The organism is Streptomyces sp. NBC_00249, from assembly GCF_026342355.1.
In the GTDB taxonomy this organism is placed as follows: Bacteria; Actinomycetota; Actinomycetes; order Streptomycetales; family Streptomycetaceae; genus Streptomyces.
Window position 1 is genome coordinate 87,274 of sequence record NZ_JAPEMV010000001.1, and the last position, 21,991, is coordinate 109,264.

Annotated in this window: 19 protein-coding genes; 12 read left to right on the top strand and 7 right to left on the bottom strand. The window is 71.3% G+C overall.

The genetic code is table 11. The features are described 5' to 3' along the window. Positions 1 to 138: 138 nt before the first annotated feature. From OOK31_RS00435 to OOK31_RS00445, 3 genes are all read left to right on the top strand, one after another. A complete protein-coding gene (locus OOK31_RS00435; RefSeq protein ID WP_267010267.1) occupies positions 139 to 1,392 on the top strand; it encodes a cytochrome P450 in 1,254 nt (417 codons plus the stop codon). 147 nt (positions 1,393 to 1,539) lie between these two features. Beyond that, positions 1,540 to 3,567 carry a WD40 repeat domain-containing serine/threonine protein kinase gene (locus OOK31_RS00440; protein WP_267010268.1) on the top strand — a complete coding sequence of 676 codons (2,028 nt, stop codon included), beginning with the start codon at positions 1,540 to 1,542 and terminating at the stop codon, positions 3,565 to 3,567. Between the two features lie 37 nt (positions 3,568 to 3,604). Continuing rightward, on the top strand, positions 3,605 to 5,683 hold the full coding sequence (locus OOK31_RS00445; protein WP_267010269.1) for a WD40 repeat domain-containing serine/threonine protein kinase: 2,079 nt from the start codon (positions 3,605 to 3,607) through the stop codon (positions 5,681 to 5,683). Positions 5,684 to 5,739: 56 nt separating this feature from the next. Here the strand turns inward: OOK31_RS00445 and OOK31_RS00450 are convergent, their stop codons facing one another. Further along, a complete protein-coding gene (locus OOK31_RS00450; protein WP_267010270.1) occupies positions 5,740 to 6,579 on the bottom strand; it encodes an SDR family oxidoreductase in 840 nt (279 codons plus the stop codon). Between the two features lie 92 nt (positions 6,580 to 6,671). Between OOK31_RS00450 and OOK31_RS00455 the strand changes: the two genes are divergently transcribed. Then, a complete protein-coding gene (locus OOK31_RS00455) occupies positions 6,672 to 7,043 on the top strand; it encodes a helix-turn-helix domain-containing protein (protein ID WP_267010271.1) in 372 nt (123 codons plus the stop codon). A 310-nt stretch (positions 7,044 to 7,353) separates the two neighbouring features. Here OOK31_RS00455 and OOK31_RS00460 read toward each other — a convergent pair whose 3' ends face one another. The 4 genes from OOK31_RS00460 to OOK31_RS00475 are packed head-to-tail and all read right to left on the bottom strand — an operon-like array spanning position 7,354 to position 9,511. Beyond that, positions 7,354 to 7,875 carry an RICIN domain-containing protein gene (locus OOK31_RS00460; protein ID WP_267010272.1) on the bottom strand — a complete coding sequence of 174 codons (522 nt, stop codon included), beginning with the start codon at positions 7,873 to 7,875 and terminating at the stop codon, positions 7,354 to 7,356. A gap of 29 nt (positions 7,876 to 7,904) precedes the next feature. After that, positions 7,905 to 8,420 (bottom strand): RICIN domain-containing protein, encoded by a 516-nt coding sequence (locus OOK31_RS00465; protein ID WP_267010273.1) that lies wholly within the window; start codon positions 8,418 to 8,420, stop codon positions 7,905 to 7,907. Between the two features lie 32 nt (positions 8,421 to 8,452). Next, positions 8,453 to 8,965, bottom strand: a complete 513-nt coding sequence (locus tag OOK31_RS00470; protein WP_267010274.1) for an RICIN domain-containing protein — start codon at positions 8,963 to 8,965, stop codon at positions 8,453 to 8,455. Positions 8,966 to 8,995: 30 nt separating this feature from the next. Then, on the bottom strand, positions 8,996 to 9,511 hold the full coding sequence (locus tag OOK31_RS00475) for an RICIN domain-containing protein (RefSeq protein WP_267010275.1): 516 nt from the start codon (positions 9,509 to 9,511) through the stop codon (positions 8,996 to 8,998). A gap of 534 nt (positions 9,512 to 10,045) precedes the next feature. On the opposite strand from OOK31_RS00475, the gene OOK31_RS00480 reads away from it, so the two are divergent. From OOK31_RS00480 to OOK31_RS00500, 5 genes are all read left to right on the top strand, one after another. Continuing rightward, positions 10,046 to 10,468, top strand: coding sequence for a hypothetical protein (locus tag OOK31_RS00480; RefSeq protein WP_267010276.1), 423 nt, complete (start codon positions 10,046 to 10,048; stop codon positions 10,466 to 10,468). 95 nt (positions 10,469 to 10,563) lie between these two features. Further along, positions 10,564 to 10,974: a hypothetical protein gene (locus OOK31_RS00485; RefSeq protein WP_267010277.1), complete on the top strand. Its 411-nt coding sequence runs from the start codon at positions 10,564 to 10,566 to the stop codon at positions 10,972 to 10,974. A gap of 123 nt (positions 10,975 to 11,097) precedes the next feature. Then, entirely contained in the window at positions 11,098 to 11,838 is a 741-nt protein-coding gene (locus tag OOK31_RS00490; RefSeq protein WP_267010278.1) for an ATP-binding cassette domain-containing protein, read from the top strand. 3 nt (positions 11,839 to 11,841) lie between these two features. Further along, positions 11,842 to 13,101 carry a hypothetical protein gene (locus OOK31_RS00495; protein WP_267010279.1) on the top strand — a complete coding sequence of 420 codons (1,260 nt, stop codon included), beginning with the start codon at positions 11,842 to 11,844 and terminating at the stop codon, positions 13,099 to 13,101. Next, entirely contained in the window at positions 13,098 to 13,688 is a 591-nt protein-coding gene (locus OOK31_RS00500) for a hypothetical protein (protein ID WP_267010280.1), read from the top strand. Before OOK31_RS00495 ends, OOK31_RS00500 begins: the two co-directional genes overlap by 4 nt. Positions 13,689 to 13,979: 291 nt before the next feature. On the opposite strand, the gene OOK31_RS00505 is transcribed toward OOK31_RS00500, so the two are convergent. Beyond that, the gene (locus OOK31_RS00505) at positions 13,980 to 14,522 is read right to left on the bottom strand and encodes an RICIN domain-containing protein (RefSeq protein WP_267010281.1); all 543 of its coding nucleotides are present in this window, start codon (positions 14,520 to 14,522) and stop codon (positions 13,980 to 13,982) included. A gap of 130 nt (positions 14,523 to 14,652) precedes the next feature. Then, positions 14,653 to 15,708 carry a helix-turn-helix domain-containing protein gene (locus OOK31_RS00510; protein WP_267010282.1) on the bottom strand — a complete coding sequence of 352 codons (1,056 nt, stop codon included), beginning with the start codon at positions 15,706 to 15,708 and terminating at the stop codon, positions 14,653 to 14,655. 191 nt (positions 15,709 to 15,899) lie between these two features. Here OOK31_RS00510 and OOK31_RS00515 point away from each other — a divergent pair, with 191 nt between their 5' ends. The 3 genes from OOK31_RS00515 to OOK31_RS00525 all read left to right on the top strand — a co-directional run bounded on the left by OOK31_RS00515 (position 15,900) and on the right by OOK31_RS00525 (position 21,952). Beyond that, a complete protein-coding gene (locus OOK31_RS00515; protein ID WP_267010283.1) occupies positions 15,900 to 16,454 on the top strand; it encodes a YbaK/EbsC family protein in 555 nt (184 codons plus the stop codon). Between the two features lie 59 nt (positions 16,455 to 16,513). After that, the gene (locus tag OOK31_RS00520) at positions 16,514 to 19,447 is read left to right on the top strand and encodes a hypothetical protein (protein WP_267010284.1); all 2,934 of its coding nucleotides are present in this window, start codon (positions 16,514 to 16,516) and stop codon (positions 19,445 to 19,447) included. 714 nt (positions 19,448 to 20,161) lie between these two features. Continuing rightward, the gene (locus OOK31_RS00525) at positions 20,162 to 21,952 is read left to right on the top strand and encodes a hypothetical protein (protein ID WP_267010285.1); all 1,791 of its coding nucleotides are present in this window, start codon (positions 20,162 to 20,164) and stop codon (positions 21,950 to 21,952) included. Positions 21,953 to 21,991 lie beyond the last annotated feature (39 nt).

The following is a 21,991-nucleotide window of genomic DNA, read 5'->3' on the forward strand; positions in this document are numbered from 1 at the left end:
GCCCGCCCGCGCCCGCCTCCTGGCGCTGTTGCCCCGCACGTCCCCGCGTGCGGGGCAACAGGCCGAGGGCGCCGAGGGCGCCTCCACCTCCGGGTCGGAAATCGACGAAGACCACCTGCGAAGAATTCGGGAGGACGCATGACCTCGTTCCTGGACACCATCACGCCGGAGGCGCTCCATGCGGATCCCTATCCGATCTATCAGCGGCTTCGACGGGACCACCCCGTGGCCGAGATCCCCGCGCTCGGCTGCTGGCTCGTCACGCGCTGGCATGACGTGCGTCAGGTGTTGAGCCACAGCGAGACCTTCACCACCAGGTTCCCGTCCGCCATGTCGGAGATTTTCGGATCGGAGAACATCCTGTCGAGCAGCGGCGACGTCCACCAAGGGATGCGCGCCAGCGTGGAGGAGGTCTTCGAGCCCGAACGGGCCGGTCTGGCCCGGGAGTACGCACGGAAGCTGGTCATCGAGCGGGTCTCCGGCATGCACGGGCGAGCGGACCTCATGGGTGAGGTCCTGCAACCCGTCACGGCAGAGGTGTTCCGGTGGATGCTGGGCCTCGAGGTCGACAGCACGACCCTGCTGCGCATGGCACAGGACCTGTGGCTGGGCGTCCTCGATCCGGGGGACCCCACCAAGATCGCGGTGTCGGCCGCCGCCATGAACGAGCTCGACGCCGCGCTCACCCCCTGGTTCGAGGGTCTCGCCCCGGACCCGTCCTCGGCGATCGCACGGTGGCGGCACATCACCCCTGGAAGCGTCTGTCCGCGAGGCGCCGCGGAGGTCCTCCCGACGATCCGCGTGGTCCTCCCGTCCCTTCCCGAACCGGGGTGGGCGGCGGGCAGCCTCCTGGTCGCGCTGTTCGACGACCCGGACCAGCGGGGACTTGTCCGGGACCACCCGGAGCTCCTCGGCGACGCCGTCCACGAAGTCCTGCGCTGGATGCCACCGTTCGGGCTCGTCGAACGCATGACCACCCGGCCGGTGGAGCTGGGCGGCACGCGCCTGCCCGCCGGTGTACGCGTCCTGGCCGCGATCGGCTCCGCGAACCGCGACGAGACGGTGTTCGAGCAGCCCCACGCCTTCGATCTCCGCCGTCGGCGGCAGCCTCTGGTCAGCTTCGGATACGGAGAACACGTCTGCCTCGTACGCGCGTTCATTCCCGCCATCGTGGAAGGCCTGGTCGCCGGCGTCCTCGACGTCCACCCCGACGTCCGCGCCGACCCCTCGGAGCGGCCGCGCGTAGCCGGCTGGGGCGCCCGCTACACCGCACGCCTTTGCGTGGACGGTCTCGGCGGCTCTGCAACCGCGTACTCACCCGGCCGGCACCGGGTAGTGGCAGCACAACTGACTGCCGCAGGGCGGAAGCAGCCGGGGCCGGTCAGGGGGTGACGAACCGGGACCTCCTGCCGGCGTCTGGGTCAGCGTCAAGGGCGCCCGGGTCCAGCAGCCTGGCGTAACGGCTGAGAGCAACTGCGGGATCGGGTCGACCATGCGGCCCTCAACCCCAGTGCGGCGGATCATGGTTCAATGCCGAGCGTGACAGAGTACATACGCCCTGGTGGAACCCGGAGTTCCGCGGTCGAGCCACTACGACCCGGCGATCCGCGGACCGTCGGCCCCTACCGCCTCGAGGGACGGCTGGGCGCGGGCGGCATGGGGCAGGTCTTCCTCGGTACGTCGGCGAGCGGTCGCCCGGTCGCGGTGAAGCTGATCCGGCCGGAGCTGGCCGGCACCACGCAGTTCCGGGAGCGGTTCGCGCGGGAGGTCACCGCCGCGCGGCAGGTCGGCGGGTTCCACACGGCGCAGGTCGTGGACGCCGATCCGGCGGCGGAACCGCCTTGGCTGGCCACCGCGTTCGTACCGGGCCCGACGCTGCAGCGGCTGGTCGACGCCGACGGGCCCCGCGACCCGGCGGCCGTACTGCGGCTCGGCGCGGGGATCGCCGAAGGCGTGGCCGCGATCCACCGGTGCGGGCTCGTGCACCGGGATCTCAAGCCCGGCAATGTGATCGTGTCCGAGGACGGACCGCGCATCATCGACTTCGGGATCGCGCTCGAGCCGGGCGCGGACGCGATGACCCGGACCGGATCGGTCATCGGGACGTACGCGTACATGTCACCGGAGCAGGTACGGGGCGAGGTGCTCTCGCCCGCCAGCGACGTGTTCGCGTTCGGCTCGGTGCTCGCGTTCGCGGCGACCGGCCGCAGCCCGTTCGACGCGACGACCGTGCCGGCCATCGTGCACCGGGTCGTCACCGAGCCGCCCCGACTCGGCGGACTGACCGCCCCTTTGAGCGAGCTGGTCGGGGCGTGCCTCGCCAAGGATCCCGCCCGGCGCCCCGGCATGGACGAGGTGCTGGCCCGGCTCTCGGTCACCGGGCCGGGCGTGGCGCCCGGTGTGGCCTTCCATGCCCTGCCGACGCAGCCGGCCGCGGCACCACCGGGCCGGCCCGGCCCGCACGGTGAGCCCACCGCACCGGCTCCCGCCAGGGCGGCGTTGTCCCGCCGTACGCTGCTCCTCGGCGGGACGGTCGCCGCGGCGGCCGCCGTCGCCGTACCCGCCTATCTGTTCCGGGACTCCTGGCTGGGATCGGCGTCGGAGCAGGACCGGACCCGGCCGGTGGCCCGGCTCGAAGGGCACCCCCAGTCGTTGGTGTGTCTCGCCTTCAGCCCGGACGGCCGGACCCTGGCCGCCGGTGGGTCCGCCGGTGAGCTGTGGCTGTGGGACACCGTCACGCGCCGCACGATCACCAAGTTCGGGGGAGAGCCTCCGCGCGTCTACGGCCTGGCCTTCAGCCCGGACGGGCGGACGCTGGTGGGCGATTGCCAGGACGGAACGCTGCGGCGCTGGGATGTGCGGACCCGGACGTCACTGCCCGCGCTCTCGGGGTTCGAGACGCTCTCGGTTCCGACCCCGTACTCCCTCGCGGTCAGTCCGGACGGCGCGGTCCTCGCCGCCGCCGGCGGAGGTACTCTCCAGCTCTTCGACCTGGCGGGCGGACGCCGCCTGAAGAAGATCGAAGCGGGCGAGCCGTCCGGCGTGCTGTTCAGCCCGGACGGCAAGGCGGTGGCCACCGCTTCCCAGAAGCGGGTACTGCTCTGGGAGGTCGACGGCGGGGAACAGCCCAGGACGTTCACCGACGACTCCGTCGAGTTCCGCTTCAACCGGGTGCTGATCAGCCCGGACGGCAAGACCATCGGCGGTGCGGGACCCGGCGTCCATCTGTGGGACCGCGAGACCGGGCGACCCACCGCCACCCTCACCTCGCCGCACCGGCGCCTTGAGGAGGCCGCGTACCGGCCGGGCCACCCGATGATCGCGGGTGGCGGCTTCGGGCTCGGTCCGGACGACGATGTCAAGGACAAGGCCAGAGCCGCCACGGGCGGCACGATCAGCTTGTGGGACCTGAACACCGGGCGGGTCGCTCTGACCCTCACCGCCGACATGGAGGAGTCGGTCGCCGCTCCTTTGCTCTCCGCCCTGGCGTTCAGCCCGGACGGCAAGACCCTCGCGGCGGCCTTCAGCCCGTGGGACAGCACGATCCAGCTCTGGCAGCTCGCCTGACCGGCTGTCCCTCTCTTCGTCTCAAGGAACGGTATTCATGGACGCGTTGTTGCCCCACGATCCGCGGTGGGTCGGCCCCTACCGCCTGGACGGACGGCTGGGCGAGGGCGGCATGGGCCAGGTCTTCCTCGGTACGTCGCCGGGCGGTCGCCGGGTCGCGGTGAAGCTGATCCGCGCGGAGCTGGCCGGTACCGCGCAGTTCCGGGAGCGGTTCGCGCGGGAGGTGGAGGCCGCACGGCAGGTCGGCGGGTTCCACACGGCGCAGGTCGTGGACGCGGATCCTTCGGCCGAATCCCCGTGGCTGGTCACCGCGTTCATCCCGGGCCCGACCCTCCACCGGGCGGTGGCCGAGCACGGGCCGGTCGATCCGGCGGGGGCGCTGCGGCTCGGGGCGGGGCTCGCCGAAGGGCTCGCGGCGATCCACCGGTGCGGCCTGGTCCACCGTGATCTCAAGCCGGGCAACGTGATCCTGGCCGAGGACGGGCCGCGCGTCATCGACTTCGGGATCGCGCGGGCCGTGGACGCGAGTTCGCTGACCGCGACCGGATCGGTCATCGGGACCTACGCCTACATGTCGCCGGAGCAGATCCGCGCCGACCGGGCCGGGCCCGCCAGCGACGTGTTCGCCCTCGGCTCGGTGCTCGCCTTCGCCGCGACGGGCCGTGGCCCGTTCGACGCGCCCTCCCTGCTGGCCGTCGTCCAGCGGATCCTGGACGAACCGCCCGCCCTCGACGGGATCGACGGCGAGCTGCGGGCCATCCTCACCGAGTGCCTTGCCAAGGACCCGGCCCACCGTCCCGCCGTCGAGGGCCTGCCCGCCCGGTTCGCGGCTGCCGTCGCGGGTGCGGCGCGGATCCACCCGCCGCGCCGCGAACCGACCGTGGTGGCGGCCCCGTCCGGACAGACCCGGCAGGCTCCGCGGAGCGCGCAGAGCCCGCAGCCGCCGCCCACGGACCGGGCCCGTGCCGCGGGCCCGGGACCGGCCGCGGGCGCGGGTCAGGACCCGCGCGCCCTGGCCGCCGCGGTGACGCGGACCTACGCGCCACCGGCGGGCCCCGCGGCGCCGGGCTTCGGGGCCGCCGTACCCGGCCCCGGCAGCCCCGTCCCTGGGCGGCCGACCACCCCCGTACCCGGTCCGGCCCGCCGTGGGCCCTCGCGGCGGGCGCTGCTCATCGGCGGCGCCTCGGTCGCCGCGGTGGCCGCGATCGGGGTCCCCGCCTACCTGCTGCTACGGAAGAGCGACGCCCTCGAGGGCCCGAGCAGCGCGTACGAGCTCGCCTTCAGTCCCGACGGGAAGACGATCGCCGCCGTCGGAGGGGGCGGCGAGATCTGGCGCTGGTCGCTGCCCGGCAAGGAGAGCAGCACCACCCGGATCGGCATCGCCCAGTACATCCAGCCGCATGTCTTCAGCCGGGACCTCAAGACGCTCTACCGGGCGGAGGAGCACAAGATCCTGAAGTGGGACGTCGCCACGGGCCGCACGGTCGGGACGTTCACCGGAGAGACCACGGGCGAGCTCCAGGACGGGTTCGTGCACGGGCTGGGGCTCAGCCCCGACGGGAAGACGCTGGCCGCCAGCAGCGGCCGGGGCCTGTATCTGTGGGACACCGGTTCCGCATCCCGGCTCGCCCTGCTCCAGGACGTCAAGAACGGCCCGGCGCTCTACAGTCCGGACGGGGCCATGCTGCTCGCCGGATCGCCGGTCCAGCTGCGGAAGGGCTCGGCCGACGCCGTCCTGGCCACCCTCGATGCCACGGTCGCGACCGGCGCGGTCTTCAGCCCCGACGGTCAGCTCCTGGCCTTCGGCGACCAGGGCGACGGGGTGCGCCTGTGGAACACCGCCACCCGGCAGGACGTCGCCACCCTGGAAGGCCACGACTCCCCGGTCCAGGCGGTCGCCTTCCACCCGGACGGGACCACGCTGGCCAGCGGTGACCGGGACGGCAAGGTGATCGTCTGGTCCACCGTCTCCGGCACCTCGACCGCGACCTACGAGCCCGGCGCCTCCGTCGAGGCGCTGGCCTTCAGCCCGGACGGGAAGTCGCTGGCCGCGGGATGCAGCGGCGGCACGAGCGTCGGGAGCAATGACACGGTGTGGCTCTGGCAGGTCGGGTGAGCGGGATCCGGGATCTCCGGCGCAGGACGACCCGGGTGCTTCAGCTGAGTCGTGCCTCAGCTGAATGCGGCGATGCTGCGGGTGACCCAGTCGCGGAAGGGGCTCGGGGCGCGGCCGAGGACTCCTTCCACGTCCGAGCTGATCCGCAGTTCGGCGGGGTTCGGGGCGGAGATGATGTCCAGGGTGTCGTCGGCGAGCTCCGGCGGCACGAACTGGGTCATCGCGGTCTTGGCCTCCTCGCGGGTGAGTTCGTGGAACCGCACCGGTGAGCCGAGCGCGGCGGCGATGGCCTCTGCCTGCTGACGCGGCGTGATCACCTCGGGCCCGGTCAGTTCGAAGACCTTGCCGGTGTGCCGGTCGTCCAGCAGGCAGGCTGCCGCGACCTCGGCGATGTCTGCCGGGTCGACGATCGGAACCCCGACATCGCCGAAGGGTGCGGCGACCGTCCCTTGCGTGCGGACGGACTCCCTCCAGGCCAAGGCGTTGGAGGCGAAGCCTCCCGGTCGCAGGACGGCCCAGTCCAGGCCGGATTCTCGCAACGCGTCCTCCACCGCGCGCATCGCGATCCGCGACGGGCCGAGCGGCCTGGTCGCCACGCCCTGCGAAGACAGCAGGACGACCCGGCGGACCCCGCTGGCCGCAGCCAGGGCGATGATGTCGGCCGGCCTGGCGCCCGGGGCGTGCAGGTCGCCGGACAGCAGGAGGAACAGCGCCTTCGCCCCGTCCAACGCGGAGGTCAGGCCCTGCGGCTCGGCCAAGTCGGCCGGCACGTGCCGGACCCCGTCCGGCACCACCGCCGCGCGCCGTGAGACCGCCGTCACCTGCTCGCCCGCCTCGGCCAGGGCCTGCGTCAAAGGCCGGCCCACATTCCCGGTAGCCCCGGTCACCACGATCATGTTCAGCTCCTAGTCCGTTGTGTGCTGCGGCAATTGACGCTAGGAGTCGGGCTTACTTTTCGTAAGGACGTACCCAGAGGTAAGCTCCGGACATGAGTGAAGGCGCGCAGCTGACGCAGGCCGAGGCAGCCACTCGGTATGAGGTGTTTCACACCGACTGCCCTGCGCGCGACGTGGTCGACCACGTGACCAGCCGGTGGGGTATCTGGGTTCTCATCTCCTTGCGGAGCAACGACCTTCGGTTCTACGAGCTGCGCGACAGCATCCAGGGCGTCAGCGAGAAGATGCTCGCTCAGACACTGCGCGCGCTGGTTCAGGACGGCCTGGTCTGGCGGAAGGTCGAGCCGACGACGCCGCCCCAAGTCACCTATGGGCTGACTGAGTTCGGCCAGGACATCGGTGATCCACTGACGGACTTGTTCGACCGGATCACACAGCGATTGCCGCCGCGCAGCGCGGGATAGTGCGGTAGCGGTCGGCCGGACTCCGGGGCCAAGCCGACGGCTGCCACGTGCCCGGCCAGGCGGACATCAGGTACGTGTCGGCGCGCTCACGCTGACCAGCCGGGCGGTGGCTCACGGCATCTTCGACGAGCTTGAAGACCGTCGCCGGGGCGGCGGCCGCGCTGCACGCGCCTTTGGTGACCTCGGACAGCTGCGGCCGCGGGGTGATCATGCTTCGCCGCGTGCTTTTCTGGCGGCTCCGCCTCCTGGACCAGCCCGTTCCGCAGTCAGCAGCGAAGGCTGTTGTCTGGCGTGCTGGTGGGGGTGCGGGTCAGTACCAGCGCTGGTTCTTGCCCCAGTGGCAGTCCCACTGGGTGACCGGAGCGCCGTTGTCCTTGCTCCAGCCGCCTATCTCCAGGCACTTGCCGCTGTTCACGTTGACGAGGAAGGCACTCTGCTCGTTGTCGCCGACCTCGACGACCTTCCACTGCTGGTTGGCGCCGCCGTGGCAGTCCCACTGCCCGATGGCGGCGCCGTTGGCGGTGGACCAGCCCTGGACCTCCAGGCACTTGCCGCTGTTGCCGTTGTAGATGAGCTGACCGGAGCCGTACGGAACGCCCATCCACAGCTGGTTGTTGCCGCCGTGGCAGGACCACTGGTTGACGCCGGCGCCGTTGGCGGTGGACCAGCCGCCCACTTCCAGGCACTTGCCGCTGTTGTAGTTGGACACCGGGTTCCATCGCGACAGGTCGGCGGCGGCCGCGGGGGAGGTGGGCAGGGCCAGCGTGATCAGCAGGGCGCCGACGGCTGCGCCCAGGGTGCGGCGGAGGTTATTGGCTGTTCTGAATCGCATCGGGTTCTCCTTAGGGGTAGCGGGGTGGACTAGTACCAGAGCTGGTTCAGGCCGTTGTGGCAGTCCCACTGGGTGGCCGGGGCGCCGTTGTCCGTGCGCCAGTCGCCTATCTCCAGGCACTTGCCGCTGTTCACGTTGACCAGGGTCACCAGGTATTCGCCCGCGTAGCGCGGGCTCCACTGCTGGTTGGCGCCGCCGTGGCAGTCCCACTGGCCGATGGTGGCGCCGTTCGCCTTGGACCAGTCCCTGACCTCCAGGCACTTGCCGCTGTGCCGGTTGTAGATGAGGTACCCACCTCCGTATTCGACCCCGGCCCATTGCTGGTTGGCACCCGTGTGACAGTTCCACTGGTTGACACCGGCGCCGTTGGCCGTGGACCAGCCGCCCACCTCCAGGCACATGCTGCTGTCGACCTTGACCAGTTGGGCCCACTGGGACAGGTCGATGGCGGCAGCGGGGGAGGCGGGCAGGGCAAGGGAAATGAGCAGGGCGCCGACGGCCGCGCCCAGGGTGCGGCGGAGGTTCTTGGCTGCTGTGAATCGCATGGGGTTCTCCTGGAGGGGGCTGGCGGTGCGGACTAGGCCCACCACTGGTTCTCGCCCCAGTGGCAGTCCCACTGGGTGGCCGGGGCGCCGTTGTCGTAGCTCCAGCCGCCGATTTCCAGGCACTTGCCGCTGTTCACGTTGATCAGGTTCTGGAGATGCGTGCCCTGGCGCACCTGCCACTGCTGGTTGGCGCCGCCGTGGCAGTCCCACTGCCCGATCTGAGCGCCGTTGGCGGTGGACCAGCCCTTGACCTCAAGGCACTTGCGGCTGTGAGCGTTGTAGATGAGGGCCCCCGAGCCGTAGGGGACCGCGAGCCACTTCTGGTTGTTGCCGTCGTGGCAGTCCCACTGGTTGACGCCGGCGCCGTCGGCGGTGGACCAGCCACCCACCTCCAGGCACTTGTTGCTGTTGAGGTTGACCACCGTGACCCACCCGGACATGTCGACGGCGGCAGCGGGGGAGGCGGGCAGGACGAGGGAAATGAGCAGGGCGCCGACGGCCGCGCCCAGGGCGCGGCGGAGGTTCTTGGCTGCTGTGAATCGCATGGGGTTCTTCTCCTTCAGGGCGGATGTGGTCTAGTACCAGGTCTGGTTCTCGCCCCAGTGGCAGTCCCACTGGGTGGCCGCGGCGCCGTTGCCGGTCCGCCAGCCGCCGATCTCCAGGCACTTGCCGCTGTTCACGTTGACCAGGCGGAGGACGCTTCCCTCCACGTAGGAGGCCTTCCACTGCTGGTTGGCGCCGCCGTGGCAGTCCCACTGGCCGATGGCGGCGCCATTGGCGGTGGACCAGCCCTGGACCTCAAGGCACTTGAGGCTGTGAGCGTTGTAGATGAGGACCCCTGCGCCGTGGGGGATCCCGGTCCACTGCTGGTTGGCGCCGTTGTGGCAGGCCCACTGGTTGACACCGGCGCCGTCGGCAGTGGACCAGCCGCCCACTTCCAGGCACTTACCGCTGTTCCAGTTGATCAGCTCGCCCCACCCGGACAGGTCGGCGGCGGAGGCGGGCGCGGCGGGCAGGGCCATCGAGATGAGCAGGGCGCCGCCGGCGGCACTCAGGACACGGCGGACGGACTTGGTGATGTTCAGGCGCACGAAAAAATCCCCCTCATATGGCCGATAACAGTCGGCCTTTCACCCAAATCGGGCGAATGTAACGTGATCTCTTTAATCCCGCCGACAAGGCGTCGATTACGCAGGCCGGAACCAGACCTGGCTACAGAAGAGGCGGCCTCCCTGGTCGCGGCACACGGCGTACCGCTGCCGGTCGGCCAGCACCCGATTAAACCCTTCCGGGGATGGCTGCAATGTGCGCTCAATGCACGGTTTCTCGATATTCCGTGCAGGGTTCGGACTGCCCGTCCACCCTCCACCCTCCGCCTGAACCGATGGGTCTCGGCCAAAGCGGCGGCGCGTCGGGCGAGGTGGACCGGGCGGTGGTCTGCGGATATGGCCTGTTCCTACGCAGGGGCAGGCGAGGATCGAGTTTGAGCCATACGCGAACTCCCTTTACAGAACGGGGTGTTCCGCGGTTAGCGTTCGGTCGCCTCGGGGGGAGGCCCCGCAACAACGTCTCCTCCCTCCCGCATGCCCCCATACAGGGCCAATGAGCAGGGAAAGGGGAAATCGATGAGTACCCGGCGCAAGAAAGCGGCCGGTCTGATGGCAGGTGTTGCGCTCCTCGGGTTCGGCGGCGTCACGCCGGCGAACGCGGGCGTCACCGCGGAAGGCCAGTTCGAGTCCGAAATCCGATGGTGGACGGCTCCGACGGAGTCCCGCCGCTGGTGGGACAACAACGACACCTGGGACTACACCGGCATCTACTTCTCGGGATGCCAGTCGGATGACAGCTACCGGGGCTACGACTACGCGTCGCTGCGCCTGTGGAAGGACATCTCCAGCGCCCCGGACCGCAGCAAGGGCACCCGGAACAACTACTGCGGGTGGGTCGACTACGGCGATCCGGACGACGCGGGCAACTACTACTTCCAGCTGTCGGACGTCGGCAACGGCGACTACATCAAGATCGACTACGTCAAGGTCGCCTGGTAGTCGCAGCCCGGATCAAGGGTCGGAGGGCCGGATTTCCGACCACCGAGGGCGCCGCCCGGTGGGGGCGGTGCCGAACACACGGAAAGAGGGATCAAGTGAAGATCGGTTTGAAGTCGTGGGCCGGAGCGATGGCCGGTGCCGCGCTGCTCGGTGCGGTGTCGGTGATACCGGCGCACGCGGCGGAGGGTCAGTTCGAGTCGTCCATCACCGGGTGGCGAAGGGGTGACGAGTCGCGCCGCTGGTGGGACAACAACGACACCTGGGACTACACGGGCATCTACTTCTCGAACTGCGTCTCGGACGGCGGTAGCGGGTTCAACTTCGCCGAGCTGCGGCTGTGGAAGGACATCTCTTCCGCGCCGGACCGCTCCAAAGGGTTCCGGACGAACTACTGCGGGTGGGTCGACTTCGGCGACCCGGACGACGCGGGCAACTACTACTTCCAGCTGACGGACATTCACAGCGGCACGTTCCTGAGCGTCGGGTACGTGAAGGTCGCCTGGTAGTACGGCCGCTGAACAAGCAGTACGAGGGTCCCGGTGGGTTCAGCACCGGGACCCTCTCCCGTCCACTGTCCCACGACCCAAGCCATCCCGCCGGCAGCGGAGTGGCGGATTGTGCGTTCCTCCATGTCTCTGATTTTTGATCACGTTTCGTTCCGATACGGTCGAAAGACGCCTGTTTTCAATGATTTCAGTCTCCGGATCGATGCGCGGGCAACGGTCCTCCTCGGCCCGAACGGAGCCGGCAAGTCCACGCTGCTGGCCATCGCCGCCTCCCACCTACCCCCCTCCTCCGGGTCGGTCACCTTCGACGGAGGCGCCGCGAAGGGCCGCCATCTGGCCGCCTACCGCGAACGCGTGGCGTGGATACCCCAACAGATCACCCCCGTGCCCGGGCTGACCGTACGCGAACAGGTCGCCTACGCGGGATGGCTCAAGGGCATGCCGAAGGACGCGGCGTGGAAGGCGTCCGAGGAGGCGCTGCGCCGCGTCGACCTCACCCGCCTCGCGGAACGCAAGAGCCACCAGGTGTCCGGCGGGCAGCTCCGCCGCATGGGAATCGCGGGGGCGCTGACCCATCGCAGTGAGCTGATCCTGATGGACGAGCCGACCGCCGGCCTCGACCCCACGCAGCGCCTGGTGTTCCGTGAGCTCGTCGACGACCTCGCCGGCAGCGTGCAGGTGATCGTCTCCACGCACCAGACCGAAGACCTCGCCGACCTGTACACGCACGTGGCCGTCCTCACCCACGGCGAGATCTGCTTCCAGGGCAGCCCCGCCGACTTCCACGCCCTGGCGCCGGCCGCCGCAGGCGGACGCGAGCAGGCCGAAGCCGCCTACGTGACGCTCGTCGGACGGGAGATCTGACCGATGCGTATCGCCACTCTCCTGCGGTCCTCCTCCGCCGGACTCATGCTCGTCTTCCTCGCCGGCTACGTCCTGCTGCTCCTGTCGGAGCCGATCACCATGGGCACCGTCCCCGGTTACGGGCCGTCCGTCCTCGGCAACGCCTCCTACACGATCCCCTTCGCCGCGGCCGCGTGCGCGGCGAGCGGAGCGTGGGAAAGCGCTCGTCTGCGCCGGGGCAACGTCTTCGGGCAGGCTCCTTCCCGCAGCCGACTCGCCATCGCGCTGCCGCTCCTGGTCCCGGTGTGGGCGATGGGCGTTGTCGGGATGCTCATCGCGGTCGCTGTCGCGGTCTCGGCCGCGGGAACGTTTCCGCCCTTCTCCCACCTGGGCATGTTCGTGGTGTACGCGCTGCTGATGGCGGCCGCCACGCTGGCCGGGTACCTCCTGGGCGGCCGTCTTCCGCACCTTGCGGCCGCGCCGTTGGCGATGATCGCCGGGTTCTGCCTGACCGCGTTCCCCGGATCCTGGGACACCCCGTGGCCCCGCCACCTGGTCGCGGGCGCCTACGACAGCTGCTGCTCGGTCGGATCGGTCATCGACCCCGTGGCCGTGTGGGCGCCGCTCCTGTTCGCCGGCGGGATCATCACCGCATGCCTCCTCGCGATAGCCCGGGCAGGCCGCTGGAAGTCTCTGGCCGTGCTTGTCGCCGCGTCCGTGGCCTCGGTGTTCCTGGTCGTGGACATGGACTACGACCCGGTCGCCGACCGGAACCCCGACGCTCTGGTCTGCGACACCGCCGGCGTCCCGGAAGTGTGCCTGTGGCCCGAGACCCCGGGACGCACCCGGGTCACGGCGACCACCCGCACCTACAGCGGCCGCCTGAAGGACGCCGGCCTTCCCATGGTCTCCTCCCTCACCCAGAACCGTGAGCTCAAGCCCGGGCAGGCCGGCTTCGGAGGCAAGGGCCAGGTCCGCGAACAGGACATCACCGCCAACCTCGCCAACACCCTCCTGCCCCCGATCCCCGAATGCGCCCGCATCAGCCACAAGTACCCGGCGTACCCCGCCCGGGGACCGCTCACCGCATGGCTGACCGCCATCGCCACCCAAGCCGCCCCGGCTCCGGTCCAGGGCCGCGTCTCCCCCGACGACGCCAAACTCGCCCAGAAGGTCCTCACGCTGCCCTCCGAGCGTCAGCGCGCCTGGTACGAAGCGAACCGGGCCGCGCTCACCGGCTGCGACCAGAAGCCGGCCCTGAATCCTGAAGGAGCAGGCCGGTGAACTGGTGGGCCGCATCCCGTAGCGTCTCCGCCCTCGCCGCCGTCACCGCTGTGACGGCCGGCGCGGGCCTGGCATTCGGGCAGAGCCTCATCCCCGTACCCGCGATGGTCGGCGGGGCCGGGCACTTCCTTCTCGCCGCGCTGATCACCGTCATCCCCGCCGTGGCATGGCTCGCCTTCACCGGCCGCGCCCGGGCCGTCACGGAAGCAGTCGCCGTGCGGGCCGTCCACCGCTTCGACACCTCGCTAGCCGCCGCCTGCGCAACCCTCGCCCTGGGCATGGCCGTCCTCGGACACTTCGCGGGCGCCGATGCCGTGGCCCTGGCGATCGGCCGGAACACCGCCTTCTACCTCGGCCTGGCGCTCGTCCTCAACCCCCTCACCGGCGCCCGGATCGCAGCACCGGTCCTCACCGCCGTACCCCTGGTCCTCGCCGTCGGGGGATGGAGGAGCGGCAGCGGCGGAGCGCAGCCGTGGGCCGTCGTCCTGCACCCCGCAACCAGTGGGCCCGCCCTTCTGGCGGGCGTCGCGGTCCTGGTTGCCGGCGCGATGTTCAGCAGCCTCAAGCCGCCGCGCGGCTCCCTCTGACTGATCGTTTGGGGGCGATGCCCGTCTGCGCGGGCGGGCGCGGATCCTGCGGGACGAGGGGTCGTTGTCCCCGGCCGCCCGCAGGGGTCGGGACGGGCAGGCCCGCACCGCTTGATGCGGATGCGGGCCATGACGGGCTCGAACCGTGTCGGCGCCCCGCTCGACGTCGGACCCGTGTGCCGTCTGAGCGTGCACATGCTGCGAAGCGCCCCTGCCGGCATCGCCTGCGGGCGCTTCGCATTCCTGCCCGGCTTCCGGCAGGCGGCCTATGCCGGAACGCTCATGTTCCGATCACGACGCGTCGGCAGCGAAGAACAGCTGATTCCCCCCGTAGTGGCAGTCCCACTGGCGGGCCGGAGCGCCATCGTCCGTGCGCCAGTCCGCGATCTCGAGGCACTTGCCGCTGTGTACGTTCTGAAGGACCACGTAGTCGGTTCCGTCGACAGTGGTGCCCATCCAGTTCCACTGCTGGTTGGCCCCGCCATGGCAGTCCCACTGCCGGACCGCAGCACCGTTCGCGCCGCTCCAGTCCGCGACCTCGAGGCACTTACCGCTGTGAGCGTTGTACAGCAAGTCTCCCGCGCCACCCTTGTCCCAGAACCACCACAGCTGGTTGTTCCCCGGATGGCAGTCCCACTGTCCGACCGCACCACCGTTGGCAGTGCTCCAGCCCGCGACCTCAAGGCACTTGACGCTGTTGTAGTTGCTGAGCCTCTGCCAGTTGCTGCCGATGCTCGCGGACGCGGGCGACGCGGGAAGACACAGGGACACGAACACGCCCGCCGCGGCTATCCCGACAGCGCGGCGAACGAACTTGACCATCTTGGTTGTCATGGGCATCTCAATCTCTTGGGCGTCCAGGGGTCGCCGGCCGGCTCGGGGGTCGAACTCCGCCGCTGTTACGGGCCGCCGCTGTCGACGGCATGCCAAGGCATCGGGCCGGGCTGTTGCCCCCTGGGCCCGTTCACGCTGGGGCGGTGTCTCCGGAGGAGAATGTAGGCCCGGGCAGCGCGCGGGGGTGTGCGTGGCGTGCAGGGTTTCTGTCCCCTGCGCGCCGTGAGGCGGCCAGGGAGAGCGCACGATGTTCGGTAGGGGTGATTCCGTAGGCTTCGCGGAATGCCCGGCTGAAACCGGTGGCGCTCGAGAAGCCCCAGCGAGCCGCGATCGCTTGAACGGGCTGGCCGCTCAGTTCCCCGCGTGCGAGGTCGGTGTGGGCGCGCTCCAGCCGGCTTTGGCGGATACGTGCCGCGATGCTCAGGCTCTGGTCGCCGAAGAGGGAGTACAGACGCCGCAGGGACATGTTGTGCCGCTCAGCGATCATCTGGGGAGTCAGGCCCGGGTCGCCGAGATTGTTCTCGATGAAGCGGTGGATCCGCTGCAGTGTCTCCTGCGCACGGGCCTCGGCGGGCGCCTCGCCGGGGTCACCGAGCTGGTGGGCGAGGAACGCGGTGGCCAGGTCGAGGGCGACGGCCCCCATCCCGCGCAGCTCCTCCGGGCGACAGCCCGGGCCGTACGAGAGCAGCGACTTCAGGAACGCGGCGAGGATCGCCCCGGACCCCGTGTCCGCGGCCAGGCCCCGTGCGAGGAGGCGGTCCACACGGTCCGCGCGCAACGCCAGGGCCTGACGGGGAATCTGCAGGACCGCCGCCTCGATCTGCCCGCCTGTGCATGCCCCCTCACTCGGCCGCGAGGTGTCCGTGAGCACGAGTCCCCCCGTGATCAGCGAGTCGGTGCCTCGCTGGGAGATCCTGAAAGCACCTTGTGTGATGAGTGCCAGCTGCAAGTGCTCGGGGTCGCCACGCCGGACATGAGTCAAGGTGCGGCGTGAGCGCACCGGTGAGCAAGCCAGAGTGGACAGCCCCACCACGCCGAGATCCAGGTCGGTGATGGTCCCCCGGAAATCGGCTGCATGCCGGGTACTGAGCATGACGGGCATCACGTCGGTGGACACCGTTTCACAAAACCAGTCGAACCTGTCCCCACGCGCCACGGCAGCATCCGACACAACCAGCAATCCCATGCGATCCCCCACACTTCGACATGGCAGCGCTCCAGCCGCTTACCGGTTGTCGCACCGCCATGTTTCACCCCCACCGCGCCGTGATCAATTATCAGACACCTTCTTTCGGACGCACACCCGGTCCGTCGGGGCGCTCACCGACGGCCTGACGGGGCGCGGTGTCGGCGCTGACTCGGTGTTAGCGTGCGGGTATGCGTGCTCCCATCGGGCCGTTCGGCAACGCCGTGCCCGCTCCCGACTGTCTCGCCGAGCTCGTCCCGCCCGTGGCCCGAGCGGTCGGGGGCTGGCGCGGAGGCGTGCCCGCCGGGCAGATCCTCTACGTCGACACCGACCCGGCCATCGCCGACACCGCCGCCTTCGTCGCGCACTTCGGGCCGGAACTGCTCGATCAGTCGGCGAACTGCGTGGTGGTGGCCGCCAAGCGCGGTGGCCGGACCACCCTCGCGGCCTGCCTGGTGCCCTCCGCCGGCCGGGTCGACGTGAACGGCGCCGTCCGGCGTCACCTGGGGGCCCGCAAGGTCTCCTTCGCCCCGATGGAGACGGCCGTGGAGCTGACGGGGATGGAGTACGGCGGCATCACCCCGCTGGGACTGCCCGACGACTGGCCGCTGTTGGTGGACACGGCCGTCCGCGACATGCCGCATGTGCTGATCGGCAGCGGGCGTCGGCGCGGAAAGCTCATCGCGCCCGGGAAGCTGTTCGCGGAGCTCCCCGGCGCCGAGCTGATCGAAGGCCTCGCCGTCTGACGGGCGCCCGCCGGTCCCCCTGATCCACACGGCGGCGGCGGCCGGTAGCGTGTCATGGCGTGAGCACATCAGAAATCGAAGAGCCCGACACCGCGTTCCTCCGCCTGTTCCGGTACGCCGGGCAGGACGCCGCGGCGCAGGTCGCCGAAGCCCTCGGCCCTCAGGGGCGCGCGGAGATCCTGGACCAACGGTGGTACGCACTGCCGGAGGGGCTTCGCGACTGGGTCGCCGAGCACGGCGAGAGCCGGGAAGTGGCGGCTCTCCTCGAACACTGGGGACTGACCCGCCGTCAGGCCGCGCTCGTCGCCGCCCGGTCCGACCTCGATCCCGCGCTCGCCGCGGCGGTGGGAACGGGGCAGGCCGAGATGGCAGCCGGGAGGGACGAGGCTCAGTGGCTCACCACGCCCGCCGGGAAGCTCCGGAACGGCTTCGGATGGACCGGTGCGCCGTCGCCGGAGATGGAAAGACGCGTACGGGCCCGCCTGGGCAGCGACGAGCGGGCCTGGGAGCGGGCCTTCGAGCTGCTCGCAGCCGGCTTCACGGGCACCGTGCCGGACCTCCTCGACGCTGCCGTACGCCCTGACACCGACGAGCTCGTCCCTGCCGTGGGCGTCAGCCCGGAGAAGGAGGTGGCCTGGCTGATCCGGCTCGCGCCGGGCGACCTGCCCCGACGGCTCCTGGCCCGCTTCGCCCCGTGGCCCCTGCACATGCTCGCCTCCGGCAGCGCCGGCACGGAGCTCGCCCAGCCGCTGATCGACACCGGCGACCGCAAGGCCTGGGCGGACCTGTTCAACGCCACGTACGGCATGAAGTCCCGCACCGGTGGCAGGGAGGCCGAGATCGAGCGTGCCTTCCTCTTCCGGGACGATCCCGAGATCAACGAATGGCTGCTCACCAGCCTGGTCAGCGCGGCGCGGGACAAGGGGTACGAGCTGGCCCCCGCCACCCGGCTGGCCCTGCTGGAGGGCCGTCCCTTCGCACCGGACGCCGCGGACCCGCTGCCGCGCACACCCGCCGTGCACGCCCTGATCGCGTCCCTGCCGTCCGCGCCGTGGGAGGGCGACCTGCTGCGGCTGTGCTTCGACTCGCGCGAACCGGGTCTGGCCGCACAGGCCTTGGCCGCCTCCTTCAAGGGTCCCAAGACCGAGGAGGCGCTGCTCACCCCGTACCAGCAGCTGACCGCCGGCATCCGGATGTGGGAGGCGGGCTGGGCCGACCGGCTGCGTACGCTGCTGGCCGCACGAGGCGACGGCATCCGGGACGAGGCCGTGCGCGAAGCCTTCGCCCGCGCGCTGGCCGAGGGCTCCGCGCAGCCGCTGGAAGCGGCCGCGCGGGCGCTCCGGGAGGGCGACCTCCTGGACGAGGCGCTGGGCACATGGGGGCTGCGTCTGCCGTCCGGACTGAAGCCTTACGCGTTGGGCCTGCTCAGCCGGGCCGAGCTCGCCGCCACGAGCCGGGCCATCACCGAGGACCCTTCGTACCGGGTGGACTGGGACCTCGTACGCAGTCGCCTCGCCGATCCGGACGTACGGCACCACCGTGCCCGCGCACGCGAACGGTACGGGGTCCTGCTGGCGCACGCCGACTGCCCGCCGGACGTCGCGGTCGCCCTGGCCGATCCCGAGCCCGGCACGTTCGACCTGCTGCGGCTGTACGCCGACCGGGACACCGCCCTCGCGACACTGACCCGTGGAAACCTCGGGCCGGGATTCCCCGGCACCGAGTCCTGGCACGTCGTGGGCCTGGCCGTCCCCCGGCCCGGCTGGGCGCCCGCGGTCACCCCCGAGGAGGTACTGAGGCACGCCCGCCCGGCGCAGGGCGTGCTCGGCGGCGCTCCGGGCGAGGTGATCGGCCGGATCGTCGAGGAGTGCTTCGGCAGCGCGGAAACGGAAGCGGGCGCGGGCGGGCCGACCGCCGAGGCGGGGTTCTGGCTCGCGCTGCGGCGCCTCACCCGGTACTCCTCGGGCCCGCTGCCCCAGCTGCTGCGCACCGCCGTCCGGCTGGCCGGGGGCGGCGCCCCGCTCGAGGTGGTGCCCGCCGCCGACTTCCTCGTCGGGCCGGAGCGGGACGACGCGGCCGACATGATCCGCGAGAGGCTGGGCGGGACCGCCGGCCCCTGGGTGCACGCCGTACGCCTGCTCACCGCGGGCTTCGACGGCACGCTGCCCGAACTCCTCGACGCCGCCGCGTCGGAGCTGCCTCTGGAGCCGGGCCGGGACACCCTCCTGCGGTGTGCGCCGGCCGCCCTCCTCGGGCTCGCCCCCCGTGAGGTGATCGACGCCGCCGTGGGTGAACTCGATGTGGCCGCCCGCGTCGCACTGGTGCGGACCACCCGGAGCCCGGACACCCTGCTGGCCCTGGCCGAGCACGGCGACCGGCTCGTGTGGGACGCGCTGCTCGACGCCCCCGGGGTGCGCTGGCCGGTCAAGACGCCGGACTCCCGTGGCCCGCGGGGCCTGCGCGAGGACGTGGTCGTCCCGGCGCTGCTCGCCCAGGACGATCCCTGGCTCAACGCCCGCCTCGTGCGCGGGACGTTCGCCGGGGCGAACAGCCAGCACGCGGCCCTGACGAGCGCCGTGCTGGCGGGGCGCCCCTTCGGCCCGCGCGAGCGGCCCGTACCGGTACTGCCCGGGCTGCGGGCCGATTTCGCCGACTGGAACCCCGACTGCGGTGCCGAGCTGCCGAAGTGGACCGCCAACCCGCACTTCTACAACTCCCCCGAACCCGCCCTGGCCATGCAGGCCATGATGTTCGTACGGCAGAGCAACTACCAGGACCCGCCGACCACCGTGCTCGATGTCCGGCAGAGCCTGCTGGCCGCGTCGACGATCGCCAACGCGGGCCGCTTCGACCTCCTGGAGTACGTCGCCGCGCACTGGCACATCCGGTACCCGTACGGCCAGTGCCCCGAGCTCAGGGACTTGTTCGGCCGGGCGATACGGCTGCGGTCGGCCGTCGAGATCGACGAGGAGCTGGCTGCGGCGGCCGAGTGAACCGGTCGGGAGGGGCGGTCACAGGAGACGGTCGTCGAGGGCGGCGGTGCCGGGCAGCCGGGTGCCGAGGAACGCGCGGAGCGCGGTGCGCAGGTCGTGCGCTCGACGCTCGCGTGCATCGCCCACGAGGTGCGAGTGGCCCGGGTGACGCACATCGCGACGCAGCGCATCGCGGTGGAGGCTGCGCGCGGGGCCCTGACCGACGGCGTCCCCGCGCGCATCAGCCGCCGCCCGGACACCGCCCTCGGCGTCCTCGACTGAACCCGGGCGCTCCGGGCAGCCCCGGCCTACGCTGAAATGTGGCGGCCGGCCGGTGAGCGGCCCCGGTCGCCACCGTGGGCACCTGCCCCTCCCCCACTGTGCAGGTGCCCACACCCAGGCCGGCGCCTTACGCCGGCGCCTTGCGCCTGTGGCTCCCACACCTCAGGGCCCGCACCCCACTGCGCCACGAAGGCAGGCGAGGTCGCCGGCGAGCTGCCGGTCCAGTCGGAGACACGCGGCAGGCAGCCAAGACCGACGCAGAACCGGTGCAACCCATGACGCCGAACGGCCGCACAGGCCAGAGCGGCCCCGCCGTCCCCGCCGGTCCGGCACAGCTCCGAACGGGTGGAATGCGGGTGGGATCCGGCGCGCCGCTGGTGCCTCCGCATCCGAAGAAACGATCGGGCCCTGGTACGACGGGCGCGTTCCGACGCGACCGAAAGGTGCTCGCCCATGCCTCCCACCACCCGCAATGCGCCAGAGCCAGGGACGCCCCAACAGCCGAAACCCCGCCGTCGACGCGGTCTGGCGGCGCTGCTCACCGGCATCCTGATGGCTGCCGCCCTGCCCCTGGCCGCCGGGGCGCCGCAGGCCCGGGCCGCCGTCGCTGTCGACGAATACCCCGTGCCCACCCCCAGCACCCCGGTCGGCATCACCACCGGCCCGGACGGCAACCTGTGGTTCACCGAGGCGGTCGGCAACAAGATCGGCCGGATGAGCCCGGCGGGCACCCTCATCGCCGAGTACCCCCTGCCCGGCGAGTTCAGCACCCCGCACGACATCACCACCGGCCCGGACGGGAACGTCTGGTTCACCATGCAGCACTTCGACTCCCGGGTCGGGAAGATCGACACGAACGGCACGGTCACCGAGTACCCCCTCCCCGAGCAGTTCGTCGAGCCCACCGGCATCACCGTCGGCCCGGACGGGGCCATGTGGTTCACCGAGCAGAACGCCCACCGGATCGCCCGCATCACCACCACCGGCGCCCTCACCGAGTACCCGCTGCCGACCGGCTCCGGCCAGCCGTCCTACATCACCACCGGGCCGGACGGGAACCTCTGGTTCACCGAGATCGGCGACAACCTCATCGGCCGCATGACCCCGTCCGGCGTCGTCACCGAGTTCCCGGTACCCGGCGGCGGCGGCCCGACCGACATCACCACCGGCCCCGACGGGAACCTCTGGTTCACCGTGTTCGGCGGCAACCGGATCGGCCGGATCACCCCGTCCGGCGTGATCACCCAGTACGCCGTACCGGAGAACGGCCTCGCGCCCCAGCCCCAGGACATCGTCGCCGGACCGGACGACAGCCTGTGGTTCACCGAACGCAACAGCGGGCAGATCGGGCGGATCAGTACGTCCGGCGTCATCGCCATGTTCCCCCTGCCCTCCTCGGAGCGCGGCCCCTGGGGCATCACCAAGGGCCCGGACGACGACATCTGGTTCGCCGAGACCGCCAGCTTCATCGGGCACCTCCACCTGACCGACGCCGACCTGGCCGTCGCGAAGTCCGACACGGGCTCCGACCCCGTCGTGGTGGGCCAGAACGTGACGTACACGCTCACCGCGACGAACCACGGCCCGCAGACGGCCGAGGGGGTCGTCCTCCAGGACACGCTCCCGGCCGGACTGCAGTTCATCTCGGCGTCCCCCGGGTGCACCGCGTCCGGCACCACCCCGGACGTCGTCACCTGCGGCATCGGCACCCTCACCGCCGAAGCGAGCGCCGCGCGGACCATCACCGCGACGGCCACGTCCGAGGACATCGCCGTCGACACGGCGGGCGTGGCCGGCGCGGTCTCCGACCCGGACCCGACCAACGACACCGCGACGGAGACCACCACCGTCGACGCGGTCACCTGCTTCGGCGAACAGCCCACCATCACCGGCACCCCCGGCGACGACCAGATCAACGGCACACCGGCACGCGATGTCATCCTCGCCCGCGGCGGCAACGACACCGTCAACAGCGGCGCGGGCGACGACCTCGTATGCGGCGGCCCCGGGGCGGACTCGATCACCGGCGGCCCCGGCAACGACCGCGTCGCGGGCGGCACGGGCGACGACACCCTCCACGGCTCCCCGGGCAATGACACCGTGACCGGCGGCCCCGGCGACGACTCCCTGTTCGGCGACGTCGGCAACGACGACCTCGACGGCGGCCCGGGCACGAACCTCAACAACGGCGGCCCCGGCACCGACGTCTGCACCAACCCCGGAACGGGCCCGGGCTGCCCGTGACCTGATCCGGACGGGGTGCTCCCGACACCGGGACCCGGC